Origin of the sequence: Enterococcus sp. DIV2371 (assembly GCF_050498525.1) — a bacterium.
In the GTDB taxonomy this organism is placed as follows: domain Bacteria; phylum Bacillota; class Bacilli; order Lactobacillales; family Enterococcaceae; genus Enterococcus_B; species Enterococcus_B mangumiae.
In genome coordinates this window covers 1,597,750-1,618,094 of sequence record NZ_JBIPAJ010000001.1, presented here as the reverse complement: position 1 = coordinate 1,618,094, position 20,345 = coordinate 1,597,750, and the positions used below count along the sequence as shown (strand labels likewise).

Below are 20,345 nucleotides of genomic sequence, written 5' to 3'. Positions count from 1 at the left end.
TTGGTTTTGCACAAAAAAACAGTAAATCTCTCGTATCAATCTATATTATCTTATGTTTAACATAATAATGATATCAAACAGGAGGAATTCTCATGAAATATTTAAGTCTTCTATTTGCTTCCGCTGTACTCACTAGTTTTGCAGTACCTGTAGAAGCTGCCCAAGCAGAAGAGCAGCCAAGAAACGAAGTAGCTCAGCTCGCTTCACGATCAGGTTGGGCTAATGTCAATCAAATCAAATTTTTAGAAGAACATGCTTCAGCTAACTCTGGGATTATGAAAATCAGCTTAGGCGAAACAGTCACAGTAAAAGCTTTAGTGACCTATTCAGGAGACATTCAACCAATCTTACAATCCGTCGTCCAATTTGAAAACGTCGATCCAGCGTTGAAGATCGAACATGATCCAACGACACTCGTATTTAACAATAAAGTGGCTACTTTTACGTTTCACATCACTTTGACACAACCAATCAATCGACCAGCGTTGTTTACTGTAAAAGTCGCAGATGGCCAACCTGGGGATCGCCAATTCTTAACACCCTATAGTCAACGTCAAACAGTTGAACAAAAAACAGGTGGCTCTGGGGGCGTTAGTGAACCCGATCCTATACCAGAGAACCCACAAGAAAACCCACAAGAAAACCCAGATGTAACACCTGAGAACCCAGAAGAAAACCCAGATGTGACACCGGAGAATCCAGAAGAAAACCCAGATGTAACACCAGAAAACCCAGATGAAAATCCAGATGTAACACCAGAGAACCCAGACGAAAATCCAGATGTAACGCCTGAGAATCCAGACGAAAATCCAGATGTAACACCAGAGAATCCAGATGAAAATCCGGATGTAACGCCAGAGAACCCAGACGAAAACCCAGATGTAACACCAGAGAACCCAGATGAAGATCCGGATGTAACGCCAGAGAACCCAGATGAAAATCCGGATGTAACGCCAGAGAACCCAGATGAAAATCCAGATGTAACACCAGAAAACCCAGATGAAAATCCAGATGTAACACCGGAGAATCCAGATGAGAATCCAGATGAGAATCCGGATGTAACACCAGAGAACCCAGACGAAAATCCTAGTATCAAACCAGAAAAACCAGAGGGGAATAGTGGCAATTATGAAGGGGAAGGTGAAGAGGATAAAAAAGAAGTCATTGAACCGCAACCCGATATTGATCATAAAAAGACACCAATCACAAAACCTGATAAAGTAGTAACAGATAATAAACTGGTGGATCAAATCAAAAAGCAACCAGTTTCATTGATTGAAACAAAACACATTTCAGGCGCTAAAGAAAACTCTGCTATTGTAAAAGAGATCCAACCAAGCGTAAATGAAAATCGCACGTTGAAACAAGAGTCAAACCACATAATTCCTATGAAACAAGCTGTAGAATCAACGAAAGAACTACCTAAGACTAGTGAAAATAAAACTAGTTCAATGTGGATCTTAGGTCTTTTGATTTTAGGAATGAGTTTCTTTTCATTTAGAAAAATCAATGAGTAATTAGAGAACTCCAATTTCAAAAAAATAGCGATCAAATCCGAAAATGCAAAATGGCATATTGGATTTGATCGCTTTTATTTTTCTAAAAAATACTTCTAGTATGACTTCTTTTCTTTAGAAGTGTACTTACTAATTGACATAGTGGATCTGCTCTTCTTCAATTAGTGGATAGGTTAGTAATTCTTTACTATCTAAATCTTCTTTTGTCATATCGACTGCATTGATCTGGCTATTTGAATAAGTGGTGTAGTAATAGATTCCTTTATCCATGTTACAGCAAGAAGAATAGATCGTATATTCAAATTGACCATTGCCGACATCACAAAGGCCTTTTTGTTGTTCAACAGATTTTAGGATATGGAAGAATTGACTCACACTTTCCTGTTCCGTACTTGCTTTAACCGAATTCAATTTTGTAAAAGCTACTTTGACAAAACGAGAGGCAGAAGATAGATCCCCAGGCAAACCTAAGCCACCCATCCCACGAGAATAGACCGACAAATCAAGTTGATCTGAGAAATGATTTTTAGGCGTAGTTGGCGACACGGATCGATAGTTATTCAAATTGAATAATTGATAATCAAAAGTCGGATTATTCGTCAATACACCAATCGGGTTATCATAGATCTTTAATCCTTCGGCAACGGATTCAATGACAATGGATTTTTCTTGATCTGCTAATAGCCAATGTAGAGGAGATAAAGGTAGTTCTTCACTAAAATTGATGTTGACTAAATTGATATCTGCTAGTAATGCACGAGCTTCTTCCACGTTTTTACATTGACTCAGTATCCAAGGAATAAATTCAAACGGGGAGATATTTGTCTTTTCAGGATCTTCATCAAAGAAATGAGCATTTCCAGGGAAATTTAAGCCAGCCATGCTCAAGCCTTTTTCATTTGTTGCATCATAATAGAGAGGGTAGTCGTCAACAACTGCTGCCATACCGATGATTGCATAATGCGATGTTTGTTTTGGGACTTTCCGATAAACAAAAGGGAAATTTCTGGGAGTGATCGTCACCTGTTCATTATAAGAAATCTCTAAATCCAAATTACGTCCAAAATAATGATCATTTGCTGTGTAAGTAATAGATGTACACATTATAATAACCTCCTTTGTTTAATTCTATATTAAGACGAATTAAGAAAAATTTCTAACAATACGATTATTCACCGTTATAAATTTATAGACGAGCAGACAAAAAAACTCGGTAATTAGCTTACCGAGCATGTTGTTCTTTATTAAAGTTTTTTAGCATTTTTTTAGTCAAATAAAGTAGCATCGCTAATTCTTCTTCCTCTAAAGGTAAGAAATCAAGAATTTTTTCAGGGATGTCTTTTGCTTGATCTTGTAATGCTTGACCGGCGTCTGTCAAAGAAAGGATAGTCACTCGTTCATCGGAATCGTCTCTTTTCCGAGTGATATACTGCTTGCTAGCTAATTTCTTTACAACAGGCGTCAAAGTTCCTGAATCTAAACATAATATCTGTCCCAACTCTTTCATAGTGATTTGTTTTCTCTCCCATAAAACAAGTAGAACAAGATATTGTGTATACGTAAGATCCAGTGGCTTTAACAAAGGCGCATAGTAACGTGTAATTTCTTTAGAGGTGGCATATAAGGGAAAGCATAATTGATTTTTTAATAATAACTCCTCCAAAATAGACCACCTCCTAATGTGCTACTTCATAGCATACTTGTTTTTTCTAAAAAAATCTAGCCCTCAACGGCTGTTAAAGTGACTTCGATATTGCCAGCTGTCGCTTTTGAATAAGGACAAACTTTGTGTGCAGCTTCTAGCAATTCTTGAGTTTCTTCAAGTGATAGACCTTCCACAGAACCTTCGATCTCAACGCCTAAAACAAAGCTCATTTCGCTTTCTGCGTATAAAGATACTTGTGCACTGATCGTTGATGCACCTTCGATATTTTTTTGTGTTTTGATCAAGTCTAATGCGCTGTTGAAACAAGCACTAAAACCTGCAGCAAATAATTGTTCTGGATTTGTTGCATTTTCAACGCGTTTACCAGGAGCTGCAATATTTAACTCAAATGAGTTGTCTGGGCTGTGCACTTCCCCAGAACGTCCGCCAGTATTGATCATTTTTGTTGAGTACATTTTTTTCATTAAAAACACTCCTTGCTTTTTATATTTGATACAATTAGATTGTACACAATTTAATTGAAGAGGGCAACTAAGTTGTTTATAAAAAAAGCTATTTCTGGTTTTAACATTAAACCAGAAATAGCTTTTTAAAGAAGTATTCACATCTGTTTAGTTTCTAGCATCATTCAATCGGGTGATAAGTAAAGCCTCTACCCATAACTTCCGCTACACTGTTGACGATGACAAAAGCATTCGGATCGATCTCTTCGATCAATGGTTTGACTTTGGAGAACTCTTGGTCTGTCACTACCATCAATAAGATTTCTTTTGGCAATTGGCTATAGCCACCTTGCGCTTCGATAATCGTCAATGTCCGACCAATTTCACTGATCAGGCGTGTTTGGATCTCAGCTAAATGGTTCTCGCTGAAAATCATGATTGATTTTTGACGGTTCGTTCCGGTCTCAATATAGTTCATCACGATCGAAGTGATCACGATTGATAGAATCGCATAAAGGAATTCATCGAATCCGAAGACAAACAAGGTCAATGAAACAACTACGGCATCGGTCATCAAAAGTCCAATCGAGGGACTCAAGTTGAAATATTTTTTGAAGATAAGGGGAGGGATGGTGGTACCACCACTGGATGAGTTGTTTTTGTATAAAATGGCTACACCTAAAGCGAAGATCGCACTACCAAAAATGACAGATAATAAACGATCTGAAGTGATCATATACTCTGGAACGATCTCAACGATCGTGGGAAAGACGATACTACCAAATAAGACTTTGAAGAAAGGTTTTTTTCCTAAGAAAATCAATGCTAAGATCAGCATGATGACATTTAACACGAGGATGACGGTGGCACGATTAAATCCTAAAGCGAACTCAAGTAAGATCCCGAGACCGCTGACTCCACCAGCTGCGATATGATGTGGGCCTAAAAACATGTTGATACTGATGGCTAAAATAGTTAATGCAAATACTATTTTGATATATGTCCAAATTATATTTCTACCTTTTTTCATTCATTCACTTCCTACTATTCATTTATTTCTAACTATCTTTATTATACCTTAATTTTGTGTAAAAGTTAACATGAATGAAAAAGAAAGTTAGCTAAACCTAACTTTATAAGGTTGTTATCTATTCTATAATCAATCATGCGAATAAAAATGTATAAATTTAGTTGACCATCAACGTGCATTGACCAATGGCGATTTTTAAATCGTTATCCAAATAGACAGTTGCTCGCCAAAAATGCAGATTCTTCCCAATTTTTTCAGGATGTGCTACTACTCGTAAAGTACCAGAAGAGGCTTTGTTCAAATGCTGGACATGAAGATCGACGCCAACAGCAAAATGGGGAGCTGATAAGTGTTGATTTGCCCCGATACTACAAGCCGTTTCGATCAACACTCCGCTGATTCCTCCATGCAAATAGCCAAAGGGTTGGTGATGCGTGTCAGCAATCGTCAAAGCCAGCTGGACTTCTTCTGGCGTGACAGATAATGTTTCAATTCCTAAGTGTTGTAATAGATCCATAGCGACTCTCCTAACTTGTTTTTTTTAGTATAACAGAAATTCTAAATTTATTTTAAGATTTTCAAACGTTTTCTTTATTCTTGTGTATAATAAATTTAATGAATTTTAGGAGGAGATAGAGATGAGAGAATGGAAGACTATTAAGGAATATGATGAGATCCTATTTGAACAATATGGGAAAATTGCAAAGATAACGATCAACCGACCAGAAGTCCATAACGCTTTTACGCCGAAAACAGTTTTTGAAATGATCGAAGCTTTTACAATCAGCCGTGATCGCCAAGATATCGGAGTGATTATTTTAACAGGTGCAGGGGACAAAGCCTTCTGTTCAGGTGGTGACCAAAAGGTTCGAGGAAATGGTGGTTATGTTGGTGAAGACCAGATTCCGCGTTTAAATGTGTTAGATTTGCAACGGTTGATCCGTGTGATCCCTAAACCAGTGATCGCGATGGTCAAAGGTTGGTCGATCGGCGGTGGAAATGTCTTACAACTTGTGTGCGATCTCACAATTGCGGCTGAAAATGCGAAATTTGGTCAAACAGGCCCTAACGTTGGTAGCTTCGATGGGGGATATGGTTCCGGCTATTTAGCACGTGTTGTCGGCCATAAAAAAGCCAAAGAAGTTTGGTTCATGACGAAGCAATATAGTGCGGAAGAAGCGCTAGCGATGAATTGGATCAATACAGTCGTTCCAATCGAGCAAGTAGAAGACGTGACGATCGAATGGGCGGAAGAGATGTTGAAGAAAAGCCCATTAGCTTTACGAATGATCAAAGCAGCGATGAATGCCGATACAGATGGACTAGCGGGTATCCAGCAACTAGCTGGCGATGCAACGCTTTTATATTACACGATGGATGAAGCACAAGAAGGGCGCGACGCATTTAAAGAAAAAAGAGAACCTGATTTTGATCAATTCCCTAAATTCCCTTAATCGAAACCCAAAAAGCTGGTTGCAACAACAAGCAATGCTTCATCCTGATGCACCAGCTTGTCAGTGGAATGATGAATGTTTGACTTTTGGTGAGTTGTCATCAAAAGTCCAGAGTTATGCGGACTATTATCACCGAACATTACCTGAATCTAGCAAGCGAGTTGCCTTATACAATGAGAATGACCTGACTGCTTATTTATCGATCTTAGCATTATGGGAGTTAGGAAAAGAGATCCAATTTGTCAACACACGCTTAACGGCAAATGAAATCAATGAACAGTTAGCAGATGCCGAGACTTCCATTCTGATTTCTGCCAAAAAAATCATGATCAACGAGCAAGTCACTATACACCCGCTTCCTGATTCTTCTGAATTACGCGAGTTGCTGTCAGAAGAGTGGTTTGATAATGGGTACCAAGAACAAGAGGTCGCTTCGATCATGTATACATCTGGCACGACAGGAAAACCAAAAGGCGTACCGCAAACATTTGCCAATCACTTTGCCAGTGCCCAAGCAACTTCATTAAGTTTAGGTGTTGAAGCGTCAGATAGCTGGGTTTGTTGTGTCCCACTCTATCATATAAGTGGTCTCTCTATTTTGTTACGCTCCCTCGTTTTAGGTATCCAAGTCATTTTACTGCCGGGATTCGCTCCTCAGCAAGTGCATCAACTGCTGATGAATGGAAAAGGTACCTATATTTCTTTAGTCACAAAAATGTTAAAAGATCTTGAACCATTGATTCCAGATCGTGGCTATTCTCCCTCATTTAAACACGTATTATTGGGGGGCGGACCAGGAGAAGAACGTGTGCTCCATTCTTGTCTAAAAAAACAGGTACCTGTGATGCTTTCTTATGGAATGACGGAGACTTGCTCCCAGATCGTCGCGTTGCCTCCTGAAGCAGTCCTGACAAAAATAGGCTCTTCTGGAAAAGCTTTGTCTGGAGTATCGATCCATATCCAAAAGAATACAAAAACAGAGCAAATGGGTGAAATTTTAGTTAAAGGACCTTCAATCGTCCAATGTTACTTGAATCAAGTCAGCTTAGAGTCATGGACAGAAGATGGCTGGTTCCATACCGGTGATTGGGGATACCTCGATAAGGAAGGGTACCTTTACATTGTCAGCCGAATGAGTGAACAGATTATTTCGGGCGGAGAGAATATTTTTCCAGTCGAAATTGAGCGGGTACTTTTAGCTAGCGATAAAATTGCTGAAGCTATCGTTGTTGGTTGTCCTGATGATACGTGGGGACAAACGCCCGTTGCATATGTCAAACTTCGGGAACCGCTAGTTGATGGTGAGCTTAATGAGGCGTTGACCTCCTTAGCACGCTACAAACACCCGACTCAAATCTATTCTGTTTCTGAAATACCGAAAACAGTAACGGGTAAACCAATCAAACGTCTTTTTATGACAAAAGAAAGAGTGAAATATATTGAATATCAAATTAGATAGCTCAATGAATGATCAACTTTTAAAAAAATACCGCTATTTTACTTATAGCTATCAATTAGCAAATCAAACTTCAAAAAAACTATTTCATTTTCTGCCTTCTGATGGCGAACGATTTTACTGGTCTACTCCGGACAGGGAATTTGAACTATTAGGAATGGGCGAGAATTTATTTGATCACACAAAGATCTATACACCAATGGCCATTCAAGATTTTTCTAAAGAGTTTTGCAAAAGTTTTTTAAACGTCTCTAAAAACGGAGCAACGCCTTTGTTGTTTGGCGGTTTTCCTTTTGACCAATCGAACCAAAAAGAAAACATCTGGGGAGAGCTTGAAAGAGGTCTGTTTATCCTCCCAAGTATTTTGCTTAGAAAAGTTGATTCTACCATCGAAGTAGTGTTGACCGTTGCATCAGAGGGAATATCTCGAGAGAAACTTTTAAAAGACTTTGAGAGTTTAGCAGATATAATCAAGGGTTTATTTGATGATAAGAAACAAGAACCTGTTACTAATCAACTGACTTCAGCGGAAGAGTTAGATGTTTCGATTTTTTTGGAAAATGTCCAGAAAGCGAAGCAAAGTATAGGATTCAAAGACACCTTACTGAAAAAAGTAGTGTTAGCTCGACAAATGAAGATTCAAGGTTCTTTTGGTTCATTGTCTCATATTCTCCAAAAATTAACCGAACAACAACCGCATACGTATCTGTTTCTTGTAGCTTCCGATCAACATGCCTTTGTTGGGGCTACCCCTGAGCGTTTGATCCAAGCGACAGAAAAACAATTTAGGACCGCAGGGATTGCCGGTTCCGCGCCTAGAGGGTCGACGCCACAAAAAGATGATGAAATCGGCAAAAAACTTTTAAAAGACTTTAAAAATACACAAGAACATGGGATCGTTACCGACAGATTAGCGGGACAATTAGCGGAGATCGTGACTGGGGAAGTGTCTGTCTCTTCACGCCAATTATTGAAAAATCGCGACATCCAACATTTGTCGATGACTTTTTCTGGCGATCGAAAAGAAGGCGTCTCATTGATTGATGCTGTCGAAATGATTCATCCTTCGCCAGCATTAGGTGGCGAACCTAAAGAATTAGCACTGGAATGGATCAAAGAACATGAGTCTTTTGGCAGAGGACTTTATGGCGCACCAATTGGCTGGTTAGACCTGATCAATGATGTGGGTGAATTTGCTGTAGGAATCCGCTCGGGAATCTTAAATGAAACCGAAGGAATGTTGTATGCAGGGTGTGGCATCGTCGCAGATTCTGACCCTGAGACTGAAAGACAGGAAACTTTGCTAAAATTCCAACCAATGCTTAGAGGGGTGAAGGGATGAATCAACAACAAGAAATGACTGCGAATTTATTGGCTTTCATCAAAGGGATGAAAGATGGTGGACTTAATCATGTGGTGATCAGTCCTGGCTCACGGTCGACACCACTTGCATTATTACTTCATAGAGACCCTGAGATCAAAACAATGGTCAACGTTGATGAGCGCTCCGCTGCGTTTTTTGCACTAGGCATGGCGAAAGCATTGAAGCAACCAGTCGGTGTTCTTTGTACCTCGGGAACTGCCGCTGCGAATTTCTTTCCAGCTGTTTGTGAAGCAAAAGCTACGAACATTCCGTTGCTGTTGTTGACAGCGGATCGGCCACCAGAAGCCAGAGGTGTAGGGTCACCACAAACGATGGATCAACAAAAATTGTTTGGTTCGCATATCAAGAAGTTTATCGAAATGGCACTTCCTGAAGGTACTCCGGAAATGTTGCGGTATAGCCACTGGCACGGTGCAAATTGTGCGAGTGAAGCAATGCGGGTGCCAGCAGGTCCTATCCAGATCAATTTTCCTTTTAGAGAACCTTTATTGCCTGACTTGGCTTATTCCCTAGATGACTCTTTTCACACAAAACAAGTGAGTGCTCAAACTGCATCAAAGCAAGCACCAGAGCTCGTTGACTGGCTATCAAAAAAAGGTTTGATGATCGTTGGTAAAGAGTTATCACCAGATGAAGCAAAAGAGTTAGTTGCTTTAGCGACGTATTTACAATGGCCGATCATAGGGGATCCATTGGCGAATCTCGCTGCTTGTCAGCAAGTGAGTGGTGCTTACATGCCACATGCGGACTTGATTTTTGCTGGCTCTGTTCCTGAAACACCCGAAGTCATTTGGCAATTTGGGAATTTACCAGTTGCTAAAAACGTGATGCTTTATTTAAAAAAATATCATCAAACGATCTCTGACTATGTCTTGATCGATGACGAGGAATGGCGCGATCCTTTACACTTAGGAACGAGTTTTATCCAATGCGATATTACTGGTTTTTGTAAACAGGTATTCGCTTCTGCGACTTCTGTGAACTTTTCTCCTGAGAATAACGAGTGGTTGGATAAGTGGAAAAAAGTCCGAGAAAACGCGAGTCAAGTGATTGCTGAAGAACTAGCCTTGGAACAGTGGAGTGAAAGTAATGCCAGCTGTCAGTTGTTTCAACTGATACATTCAGAAGAAGCCTTGTTTTTGGCAAATAGTAACGCCATTCGATTTGTCGATCGCTTTGTTTCACCTGTGGCAAAATCATTTTCAATCTATGGCAATCGAGGAATCAATGGGATCGATGGATTGATTTCAACAGCTGCGGGCATTGTTGCAGTAAAGAACAAGCGGATCTTTGTGTTGATCGGTGATCTAGCGTTGTTCCATGACATGAATGCCCTTGAACTCATTCGACGTTATCATTTACCGGTCACTTTAGTTGTATTGAATAACAATGGGGGTGGAATCTTTTCGTTCCTTCCTCAAAACAAGTTGGAGGAAGCCGATTTTGAGCCATTGTTTGGCACACCGCTAAACTTGGAATTAGAAAAAGTCACAAGTTTATATAATGGCTATTACGGACAACCAACTTCTCCTGAAGAGTTTAAACAAGCGATTGAAGAAAGTCGCAAGCATATGGAGTGGACTTTGATCGAAATCAAAGGGGAACAGCAAGAGCCTGTCCAACTATGGGAGAAGGTCAAGCGTCGTTATCAGGAGGCACTGGACTAATGCCATTTAAGACTATTCGTGGAGCAACCTATCATTACCGTTGGTTACACCAACCTGATCCAAAGCAACCCACGGTCGTTTGTTTGCATGGATTTACTGGAAGTACACAAACGTTTCTATTTGAGAATCCTACGTTGAATTACTTAGCGATCGATCTGATCGGACATGGAAAAACTGCAGTGTACCTTCACCTTTATCGCTATCAACTGTCAGCATTAGTGGAGGATCTGTCACTTCTTCTTGCGGAACTAGAAATCCCGTCATTTTATGTATTAGGTTACTCGATGGGCGCACGTGTCGCTCTTGCTTGGGCGATCGAGCACCCACAAGGGATCGAAGGGGTGATTTTAGAAGGAGGAACTGCTGGTATTGCAGATGAGCAGCAACGACATTACCGTAAAATCGCTGATCGAAAACTTGCTTTACGCCTATTGAAAGAACCTTTAATTGAGTTTGTGAACTATTGGGAAAAACTCCCGCTCTTTGCTTCACAACAGGCATTATCACCTGAACAAAAAACGAAAGTAAGGAATGAACGCCTTGGTCAAAATAAATTTGGTTTAGCCATGAGTTTATATTCTATGGGGACAGGGGCTCAAAAAAACTATTGGCCAATGGTAACGACTATTGAATGTCCGGTATTGTATCTTGTTGGTCAAAAAGATACGAAGTTTCAAGAAATTGGTAAACACCTAACGGCCACCAAAGAGACGTTTCACTACCAAATGCTTGCTGATTGCGGGCATTGTTGTCACATCGAGCAACCTTGCTTATTTGAAGCATCTGCAGTTGCTTGGATCAATGAGATCGAAAGTGGGCGCACGTCATAAAAATCGTAAACATCCACCAATACTGTTTGAGATTACCCTTAGTCACGCCTTTTAAAACGAGCTATGGTCAGTTGGAAACAAAAGCTTTTGATTTGTTGATCTTGGAAGATGAATTAGGCAATCAGGGGATTGGTGAGTTAGTTTCTTTTGAACGAGCGAACTATATTGAAGAAACGATTGACATGAGTCGTTCGGTGATTCAAAACGAACTGATTCCTCGTTTATTTAATCTAGAATTTTCACATCCTGCGGAAATATGGTCTGCTTTTAAACACACCCAAGGGAATTTTATGGCAAAATCGGCGGTAGAAACGGCGGTTTGGGATCTCTATGCTCGTCGCTTGAATGTGCCACTGCAAAAGATTTTTTCTGCTGATAGATCAAGCATTCCTGTGGGTGTGAGTATCGGCGTCCACGAGAATGTCGGTGATCTGCTGGCTACGGCAAAATCTTATGTTGAACAAGGGTATCAACGAATCAAGTTAAAAATTACTCCGGGGAATGATTTGGTTCCATTGCAAGCGTTGCGCAAGGAATATCCAGAGATCCAATTGATGGCAGATGCAAATTCTGCTTATACTTTGAGGGATTTGCCACTGTTCCAGCAAATGGATACGTTGGCGCTTGCGATGATCGAGCAACCGTTTCATCCCCGCGACTATGTCGATCATGCAATGCTTCAAAAGCAAATCAAGACAGCCGTTTGTCTTGATGAGAACATCCGAACATTGGAAGATGTTAGAACAGCTCACGCATTAGGAAGTTGTCGCGCAATCAATCTGAAGATTCCAAGGGTTGGTGGAATTACTGAAGCGTTAAAGATCGTCGAGTTTTGTCAGAAGAATGAGTTGCTGGTTTGGTTAGGCGGAATGTTTGAATCTGGAGTCGGTCGCGCACTCAATCTGCATTTTGCTAGTCAAGATTGTTTTACTTTTCCAGGAGATCTATCCGCCTTTGATCGTTATTTCCATGATGATATCGTTGAACCAAAGGCAACAATCAACAATGGCCAATTGGCAGTTCCTGATCAACCAGGGATTGGTGTAATCTGGCAAGAAGAACAGTTGCTAAAGTATTCGTATGATAAGAAAACATATGTTAAAAAATAAAATCAAGAAGGTGAAGAACACCCGTTTACGAGGTGATGTTTCTTCATCTTCTTTTTTTAACCAAAAATCTTGTTACCGATAACATAAATGTAAGCGTTGTCTTTCGGTGATTTATCTTTTATAGTTGTTTTTGTTAACTGAAAGATAAGGGAGGAGTAACATGAATACTGCATCAATTTATCATCGACCAGAAAGTGAATTTGCCTATTTATATAGCGACACGACTATGCGGATTCGCCTACGTACCAGTAAAGACGATGTCAAACAGGTCTATGTGATCAGCGGTGATCCGTATACGATTTTTTCAAAAAATTGGTATTTAGAAGAAGTTCCCATGAAAAAAGGGCTTAGTACACTTCTTCATGATTATTGGGAAATCGAGTTGACGAGTGATACTAGAAGATTACAATACGGATTCCATATCGTCGGAATCGATGGAATGGACTGTTTTTACGGAGATCAAGGGATATTTCCTTATCAAAAGGAAACATTGGCAAACGCAAACTACTATTTCCGTATGCCTTATTTCCAACAAATCGATCGCTTCATGGTTCCTGAATGGGCAAAACAAACGATTTGGTACCAAATATTTCCTGAACGGTTTGCCAATGGCGATCCTGCAAATGATCCTAAAGATACGTTGCCTTGGGGAACTAAAGATCCAGATCGCGAAGATTTCTTTGGTGGCGATCTTCAAGGGGTGATCGATCATCTCGACTATTTAGCCGACCTAGGAATCACAGGGATATACTTCTGTCCTGTTTTTGAAGCAACATCTAATCACAAATACGATACGATCGATTATTATGCGGTCGATCCACAGTTTGGCGATAAAGAACTTTTAAAAGAGTTGATCACAAAAGCACACGAAAAAGGAATCCGCATCATGTTGGATGCTGTTTTCAATCATATGGGCAGCCATTCACCACAATGGCAAGATGTGATCGAACATGGGGAAGAATCACGCTACAAAGACTGGTTCCATATCCATTCCTTCCCAGTAGATTCTTATGAACTGACTGATGTTCCTGATACAGCTGAAAACTTAGCGTATGATACTTTCGCTTTTACGCCATTTATGCCAAAACTCAATACAGCGAATCAAGAAGTCCAAGAGTACCTATTGGATATTGCTACGTATTGGGTCAAGGAATTTGATATCGATGGCTGGCGATTAGATGTTGCCAATGAGGTCGACCATCATTTTTGGAAAAAATTCAGAGAAGCAGTTACCTCAATCAAACCAGATATCTATATCTTAGGTGAGATCTGGCATTCTTCTCAAGCTTGGTTACAAGGAGATGAATTCCATGCGGTGATGAATTACGCCTTTATGGATTCCATCAAAGATTATTTTGTCCATAAAAAAATCACGCCAACGCAAATGGTCAGCGGCATGAACCATCAGCAAATGCTTTATCGCGACCAAGTCAATGAAGGAACATTCAACCTTTTGGATTCCCACGATACAGCAAGAATCTTGACCTTGTGTAAAGAGGGCAAAGAGTTGATGAAATCCGTTTTAGCCTTTATGTTCTTACAAAAAGGGGCACCTTGTATCTACTACGGAACTGAAATTGGTATGACTGGTCATGATGATCCAGATTGCCGAAAATGTATGATTTGGGAAAAAGATCAACAAGATCTTGAACTAAAAGGATTCGTGAAAGAATTGATCTGTGTACGGAAACAGATTCAAGAAATATTGATTCAAGGAGACATGACTTGGCAATCAGTCGATGATAAAAATGAACAGCTTTATTTAACTCGTCATTTCAATCAGCAAACGATCCATGCTTACTTCAATCAAGGGACGGAAGCATACATGGTCGATTTGGAAAATGATGTGTTGTTCAGTCAAAATTGCGACATCTTAAAAGATGGCAAAGCAGAAATCCACTCGAATGGATTTTTGATCCTTTGTTAACTTGTTATCGGTAACATAGAGAAAGCGTTTGCAAATAGAACTTTTATCGACTTATAATCAAATTGTAAAGAGTAACAGAATAGAATCGGAGGAAAGAAAATGAGTAAACAGTTGCTTAAAAAATTAGGGTTAGGTGCTTTATCTTTAGGTTTTATCGGTGGACTTGCTGCATGTGGAAATGGCGGATCATCCACTAGCTCAAGCGAAGAAGATAGCAAAACATTGACGATCTCAGTTGATGCCGGTTATACAGACTATGTCAATGAGATCAAAACAAAGTTCGAAGAAGATAACGACGTAGAAATCAAATTAGTTGAAAAAGATATGTTTGAACAATTGGAATCGCTCGCGCTTGATGGCCCCGCTGGAAAAGCGCCAGATGTTATGATGGCTGCTTATGACCGTATCGGTGCATTAGGTCAACAAGGGCACTTGGCAGAAGTTCAATTGGGCAATGAAGAAGATTACGATGATACAGATAAAGCGCAAGTGACTTTTGAAGATAAAATCTACGGCGCACCGGCTGTTATTGAAACCTTGCTTTTATACTACAACAAAGATTTGGTTGATACAGCACCAACAACTTTCGAAGATTTGGAAGCGTTAGCAAAAGATGAACGCTTTAATTTTGAATCAGAAGAAGGTAAAAATACTGGTTTCTTAGCAAAATGGACTGATTTTTATTATTCATATGGCTTGATTTCAGGTTATGGCGGTTATGTCTTCGGTGAAGATGGAACAGACCCATCTGAAATTGGTTTGAACAATGCAGGGGCGGTTGAAGGAATCACTTATGCAACAGATTGGTTCCAAAATGTTTGGCCTAAAGGAATGCAAGATATCAAGAGTGCTGGCGACTTTGTCAACCAACAGTTCATGTCAAATAAGGCAGCAGCAATCATCGATGGTCCATGGCAAGCGCAAACATACCAAGAAAATGACATCAATTATGGCGTATCAAAAATTCCAACATTGAATAATGGTGAACCTTATCAACCATTTGGTGGGGGTAAAGGTTGGGTCGTAAGTAACTACTCTAAGAATAAAGAAGTTGCTCAAAAATGGTTAGACTATGTGACTAATACTGAAAACCAAGAGAAATTCTTTGAAATGGTCAACGAAGTACCAGCAAACCAAGCCGCTCGTGAAACAGCAAAAGGAACAAATGACGAGTTGACTACTGCAGTGATCGAACAATACGAAACAGCACAAGCAATGCCAAACATTCCAGAAATGGCAGAAGTTTGGACAGGTGCTGAAAACTTGATGTTCGATGCAGGTTCAGGTAGAAAAACACCAAAAGAATCTGCGGATGATGCGGTGAAAACGATCAGTGAAGCAATCGAGCAAAAATACTAATTAAATCATAACGATCATCAAAAAGGTTGGAGCTGTGAAGGAAATTGCTTCTCAGCTCCATGTTTTACCTTTGTTGAAAGAGGAAATTTTTACAAAAAAGGGCGCTTCAATACTTAGCACCTGTTTAAGTAACAAGAGGGGGGAACACCATGCAACAAGAAGATACAGCTGTCAACGTCAAAGGTACGATGCTCCGTTCCATCATTCCAGGACTAGGTCAATTTGCAAATGGGCAAACGTTCAAAGGGATCATCTTTTTAGCACTATTTATCGGATTTATCATCCAAATGGTTTTAGGCGGTTTTCAATCCTTAGTTGGGTTAGTGACATTAGGTAGCGTGCCAATGGAAGACCATTCATTATTTATTTTGATCCAAGGAACTTTGCAATTGATTTTGACTGCTTTGTTTTTACTTTTTTATTTCATTAATATTTTAGACGCAAAGCGTGTCGCAATTATGAGAAAAGAAGGAAAAAAGATCAATCGGACAATGAAGGAAGTCATACATAATGTAGGTGATGAAGGCTTTCCTTATCTCTTGACACTTCCAGCATATTTACTGATGATCTTCACGATCATCTTCCCAGTTTTAGTGACGTTATTTACTGCATTTACAAACTACGATTTCAAACACATTCCACCAGCAAGCTTGATCGACTGGGTAGGGGCCGAAAACTTTTTCAGTATTTTCTTCTTGAGTTCTTATCGTAATACGTTTGTAGCGGTTTTCTCTTGGACAGTTATCTGGACGCTTTGTGCGACTACTCTACAAATCACGCTAGGCGTATTCACAGCAGTGATCGCCCATCAGAAATTCATCAAGTTCAAGCGTATTTTTGGTATCATTTTCCTTTTACCATGGGCAGTTCCAGCATTTATCACAATCATGAGTTTTTCGAATATTTTCAATGACAGTGTTGGAGCAATCAACACACAAGTCATCCCATTCTTGAATAATCTCCCCTTTGTTGACATTGCTTCTGTTCCTTGGAAGACTGATCCGAATTGGACAAAAGTTGCGATCATCTTGATCCAAGGTTGGTTAGGTTTCCCATATATCTATGTGATGGTCACAGGGATCTTACAATCGATTTCGGAAGATCTGTACGAAGCAGCGAAAATCGATGGTGCGAATGCCTGGCAGCGTTTCTCAAGCATTACACTTCCAGCGATTTTTCTTGTCGCAGCACCAACGTTCATCACACAATATACAGGGAATTTCAACAATTTCTCCATGATTTATCTCTTCAATAATGGTGGACCAGGAAGTGTCGGTGGTGGCGCAGGCTCAACGGATATTTTGATTTCATGGATCTATAAATTGACCACAGGGACGTCTCCGCAATATTCGATGGCCTCAGCTATCACTTTGATCATTTCAATGATCGTGATTGCCGTTTCTCTGTTGGTATTCAAGAAAACTAATGCGTTCAAAATGGAGGACTAGTCATGAAAAAATTTAGTACAAGTGCTAAGTTCCAACGGAGACTTTCGCATTTTTTCACTTATGTATTTTTGATCCTATTATCGATCATTATCATCTATCCGTTACTGATCACGGCAAGTACTGCCTTCAAATCAGGAAATATCGCAGCCTTTAGTTTAGATTTAACCGGCGATTGGACGTTGGATAACTTTTCTCGATTATTCAACGAAACACTTTATGGTACTTGGTATAAGAACACCTTGATCATTTCTGTGTTGACAATGGTCATTCAAGTAACGGTCGTCACACTTGCCGGCTACACGTATAGTCGTTACCGTTTCATCGGACGAAAATCGAGCTTAATGTTCTTTCTAGTGATCCAAATGGTGCCAACAATGGCAGCATTGACCGCCTTTTACGTGATGGCCTTTCTACTAGGTGCCTTAGACCGTTACTGGTTCTTGACGATGATTTATATCGGTGGCGGGATCCCGATGAATACATGGTTAATGAAAGGGTACTTCGATACAGTACCAATCGATTTAGATGAATCAGCAAAACTAGATGGTGCTGGTCATTTTAGGATTTTCGGGCAGATCGTCTTGCCATTAGTGAAGCCAATGATCGCCGTTCAAGCGCTTTGGGCATTCATGGGACCATTCGGTGACTTCATGTTGGCACGTTTCCTCCTTCGTACACCAGAAAACCAAACAGTTGCTGTTGGGTTACAAACGTTTATCTCTGATGTGACCAACCAACGTGTTTCACTGTTTGCGGCAGGAGCGATTTTGATTGCTGTTCCAATTTGTTTATTGTTCTTCTTTTTACAAAAAAACTTTGTGACCGGACTGACATCAGGCGGTACCAAAGGTTAGGAGTCGTTTGCTATGGATAAATTTCCACTCAATTACTTTTCAAGCTTAAGAAGTCCAAAACAGTTGTTTTTAGGCAGAAAACAGCTCACTTGGCCAAAATTTATCGTGATCTTCCTGTTTTTGATTTCTTTTATGGTCATGCCGGTCACTTTATTTTATGCAAATCAAGTCTCTGCGATCCCGATGGAACAATTTTTATCGGTGAATACATTGATTGACCAAGAAGGCGTTGACCGTTTGCGAGAGCTTCAACTGTCGAATGGGCAATTATCTGCCGAATCAGAGATCATCAGCGTGACGAATGATGCCATCATCGGCACAGCGTTGACTGCTAAAGAAACGGCAGAAAGAGGAGCGTCGATCAACTTTGAAGATACCCGTTGGACGATCCGTCAAGAAGAGGACGGGCGAACAAGAGAATATTCCATGTCGTATCCTTCCTCATTTGATTTCGCAAGAATCACGAGTCCACAAGAGTTTGAACAGTTTTTAGAGAATGAATTTTATGCGAGCAATCGTCCGATGATCATTTTATCTTACAGCTTGACCTTAGGTATTCTATTGTTTATCATGACCGCCTTGATTTTGTTCGGCGCGGCCTTCTTCTTATGGCTAACAAGAAAAAGTAAATTTTCTTCTATTAGTAACTTCAAAGAGAGTGCAAATCTAATGTTGAATGTTTTAGGTGTTAGTTCAATCATCGCTGGCTTGGTCGGTTTCATTCATTTTGACTTTATATGGATGATGGGGATCCAGTCGACAGTAGCAGTTCTCTTGTTACTATGGATCTTTGCTAAAACAGGATTCAAAGATTCGAAAGCAATCCAAGTATGATCGAATAAAAAATGAAGAATGTCAATGGCTTAAACAGAGATGTGGGGGCCGTTACATTCTTCTTTTTTGTTTCTGAAATTTTCAAAAAGCTTTTATTTATTACATGTAATCTGTTGATTCTTTGACAAAATAGGTATAACGTAATAGTGTACTTTTTGTTTTTAGGAGGATCATTATGTTAGAAAAAACAATCTATCATCAACTATTTTCACACTCTTTTTCACTTCCAGTAGAAGTCGTGTATTGGGATGGAACAACGAAACAGTATGGAGATACCGATAACCCTCCACAAATCAAAATCACTTTCAATGAAGAAATCCCAATCAAAGAGTTGACTAAAAATGCCTCACTTTCTTTAGGTGAAGCATATATGGATCAACGAATCGAAATCGAAGGCAACATCCAAGCCTTGATCAACGATGCCTATCAACATGCGGATAGTTTCTTGCGGAGCAAAGATTATCTGAAATGGCTGCCTAAAAAAGAAAAACACACGAAGCAACAAAATAAAGCGGACATCCACGCCCACTATGATTTGGGCAATGATTTCTATCGGTTATGGCTTGATCCAACATTGACGTATTCGTGTGCTTATTTCAATACACCGGAAGATAGCCTTGAACAAGCGCAAATCAATAAGGTGCATCATATTTTAGATAAGTTATTCCTCAAAGAAGGGGAAACGCTGTTGGACATTGGTTGTGGTTGGGGAACATTGCTATTTACTGCTGCAAAAGAATACCATGTCAAAGCAACAGGCATTACATTAAGCGAAGAGCAATACAACTTTATTACCAATAAGATCAAAGAAGAGCACCTAGAAGACCAATGTCGTGTTTTTCTAATGGATTATCGTGACATGAAAGAGGAGACATTTGATCATATCACGAGTGTCGGGATGTTTGAACATGTCGGATCAGATAATCTGCCAGAATATTTCAAAGTAGTCAAAGATCTGTTAAAACCGAAAGGAACTGCCTTGATCCACGGAATCAGCCGACAACAAGGTGGCGCAACGAATGCTTGGATCAACAAATATATTTTCCCAGGAGGATATGTGCCTGGTGTGGCGGAATTGATCGAGGATATCAAGGAAAATGATTTACAAGTGATCGATCTTGAAAGTTTACGTCGTGACTATCAGTGGACTTTACAACATTGGACGAAAAATTTCCATGACGTACAGCAACAAGTGACAGAAGAAATGGGCGAGCGTTTCTATCGCATGTGGGATCTTTACTTACAAGCATGTGCCGCATCATTTGAATCAAGTAACATCGATGTGATCCAATACTTGTTAGTTCATCCTGGAAACAATGAGATGCCAATGCATCGAAATTAACCAAGCAGTATGTTGTTTTTTTATT

Annotated in this window: 18 protein-coding genes; 13 read left to right on the top strand and 5 right to left on the bottom strand. The window is 39.9% G+C overall.

Features of this window, described 5'->3' with window-relative positions:
- The first annotated feature begins 92 nt into the window (after positions 1 to 92).
- Positions 93 to 1,517: an LPXTG cell wall anchor domain-containing protein gene (locus IGL24_RS07545; protein WP_429966307.1), complete on the top strand. Its 1,425-nt coding sequence runs from the start codon at positions 93 to 95 to the stop codon at positions 1,515 to 1,517.
- Positions 1,518 to 1,646: 129 nt separating this feature from the next.
- On the opposite strand, the gene bsh is transcribed toward IGL24_RS07545, so the two are convergent.
- The 5 genes from bsh to IGL24_RS07520 form a co-directional block, all read right to left on the bottom strand.
- Positions 1,647 to 2,621, bottom strand: a complete 975-nt coding sequence (bsh, locus tag IGL24_RS07540) for a choloylglycine hydrolase (RefSeq protein ID WP_207699672.1) — start codon at positions 2,619 to 2,621, stop codon at positions 1,647 to 1,649.
- A 118-nt stretch (positions 2,622 to 2,739) separates the two neighbouring features.
- Entirely contained in the window at positions 2,740 to 3,180 is a 441-nt protein-coding gene (locus IGL24_RS07535; RefSeq protein WP_207699671.1) for a MarR family winged helix-turn-helix transcriptional regulator, read from the bottom strand.
- Positions 3,181 to 3,236: 56 nt separating this feature from the next.
- The gene (locus tag IGL24_RS07530) at positions 3,237 to 3,647 is read right to left on the bottom strand and encodes an organic hydroperoxide resistance protein (RefSeq protein WP_206854218.1); all 411 of its coding nucleotides are present in this window, start codon (positions 3,645 to 3,647) and stop codon (positions 3,237 to 3,239) included.
- Between the two features lie 160 nt (positions 3,648 to 3,807).
- Positions 3,808 to 4,656 carry a YitT family protein gene (locus IGL24_RS07525; RefSeq protein ID WP_207115700.1) on the bottom strand — a complete coding sequence of 283 codons (849 nt, stop codon included), beginning with the start codon at positions 4,654 to 4,656 and terminating at the stop codon, positions 3,808 to 3,810.
- A gap of 157 nt (positions 4,657 to 4,813) precedes the next feature.
- Positions 4,814 to 5,173 carry a PaaI family thioesterase gene (locus IGL24_RS07520; protein WP_207115701.1) on the bottom strand — a complete coding sequence of 120 codons (360 nt, stop codon included), beginning with the start codon at positions 5,171 to 5,173 and terminating at the stop codon, positions 4,814 to 4,816.
- A 121-nt stretch (positions 5,174 to 5,294) separates the two neighbouring features.
- On the opposite strand from IGL24_RS07520, the gene menB reads away from it, so the two are divergent.
- From menB to IGL24_RS07460, 12 genes are all read left to right on the top strand, one after another.
- The gene (gene menB, locus IGL24_RS07515; protein ID WP_206854212.1) at positions 5,295 to 6,110 is read left to right on the top strand and encodes a 1,4-dihydroxy-2-naphthoyl-CoA synthase; all 816 of its coding nucleotides are present in this window, start codon (positions 5,295 to 5,297) and stop codon (positions 6,108 to 6,110) included.
- Positions 6,034 to 7,569, top strand: a complete 1,536-nt coding sequence (gene menE / locus IGL24_RS07510) for an o-succinylbenzoate--CoA ligase (RefSeq protein WP_207699670.1) — start codon at positions 6,034 to 6,036, stop codon at positions 7,567 to 7,569. The genes menB and menE overlap by 77 nt, the downstream gene beginning before the upstream one ends.
- Positions 7,550 to 8,908, top strand: coding sequence for an isochorismate synthase (locus IGL24_RS07505; protein ID WP_242699722.1), 1,359 nt, complete (start codon positions 7,550 to 7,552; stop codon positions 8,906 to 8,908). Before menE ends, IGL24_RS07505 begins: the two co-directional genes overlap by 20 nt.
- Complete coding sequence (gene menD, locus IGL24_RS07500; RefSeq protein WP_207699669.1) at positions 8,905 to 10,617, top strand: 2-succinyl-5-enolpyruvyl-6-hydroxy-3-cyclohexene-1-carboxylic-acid synthase; 1,713 nt, start codon at positions 8,905 to 8,907, stop codon at positions 10,615 to 10,617. The genes IGL24_RS07505 and menD overlap by 4 nt, the downstream gene beginning before the upstream one ends.
- A complete protein-coding gene (gene menH / locus IGL24_RS07495; RefSeq protein WP_207699668.1) occupies positions 10,617 to 11,447 on the top strand; it encodes a 2-succinyl-6-hydroxy-2,4-cyclohexadiene-1-carboxylate synthase in 831 nt (276 codons plus the stop codon). Before menD ends, menH begins: the two co-directional genes overlap by 1 nt.
- Positions 11,444 to 12,556 carry an o-succinylbenzoate synthase gene (gene menC / locus IGL24_RS07490; protein ID WP_207699674.1) on the top strand — a complete coding sequence of 371 codons (1,113 nt, stop codon included), beginning with the start codon at positions 11,444 to 11,446 and terminating at the stop codon, positions 12,554 to 12,556. The genes menH and menC overlap by 4 nt, the downstream gene beginning before the upstream one ends.
- 160 nt (positions 12,557 to 12,716) lie before the next feature.
- Positions 12,717 to 14,483: a glycoside hydrolase family 13 protein gene (locus tag IGL24_RS07485; protein ID WP_207699667.1), complete on the top strand. Its 1,767-nt coding sequence runs from the start codon at positions 12,717 to 12,719 to the stop codon at positions 14,481 to 14,483.
- A gap of 99 nt (positions 14,484 to 14,582) precedes the next feature.
- Positions 14,583 to 15,842, top strand: coding sequence for an extracellular solute-binding protein (locus tag IGL24_RS07480; protein WP_207699666.1), 1,260 nt, complete (start codon positions 14,583 to 14,585; stop codon positions 15,840 to 15,842).
- Between the two features lie 149 nt (positions 15,843 to 15,991).
- Positions 15,992 to 17,290, top strand: a complete 1,299-nt coding sequence (locus IGL24_RS07475) for a carbohydrate ABC transporter permease (protein ID WP_206854197.1) — start codon at positions 15,992 to 15,994, stop codon at positions 17,288 to 17,290.
- A gap of 2 nt (positions 17,291 to 17,292) precedes the next feature.
- Positions 17,293 to 18,144 (top strand): sugar ABC transporter permease, encoded by an 852-nt coding sequence (locus IGL24_RS07470; protein ID WP_206854194.1) that lies wholly within the window; start codon positions 17,293 to 17,295, stop codon positions 18,142 to 18,144.
- Between the two features lie 12 nt (positions 18,145 to 18,156).
- On the top strand, positions 18,157 to 18,978 hold the full coding sequence (locus tag IGL24_RS07465; protein WP_207699665.1) for a maltodextrose utilization protein MalA: 822 nt from the start codon (positions 18,157 to 18,159) through the stop codon (positions 18,976 to 18,978).
- 175 nt (positions 18,979 to 19,153) lie between these two features.
- Positions 19,154 to 20,320, top strand: a complete 1,167-nt coding sequence (locus IGL24_RS07460) for a class I SAM-dependent methyltransferase (RefSeq protein WP_207699664.1) — start codon at positions 19,154 to 19,156, stop codon at positions 20,318 to 20,320.
- Positions 20,321 to 20,345: the final 25 nt, after the last annotated feature.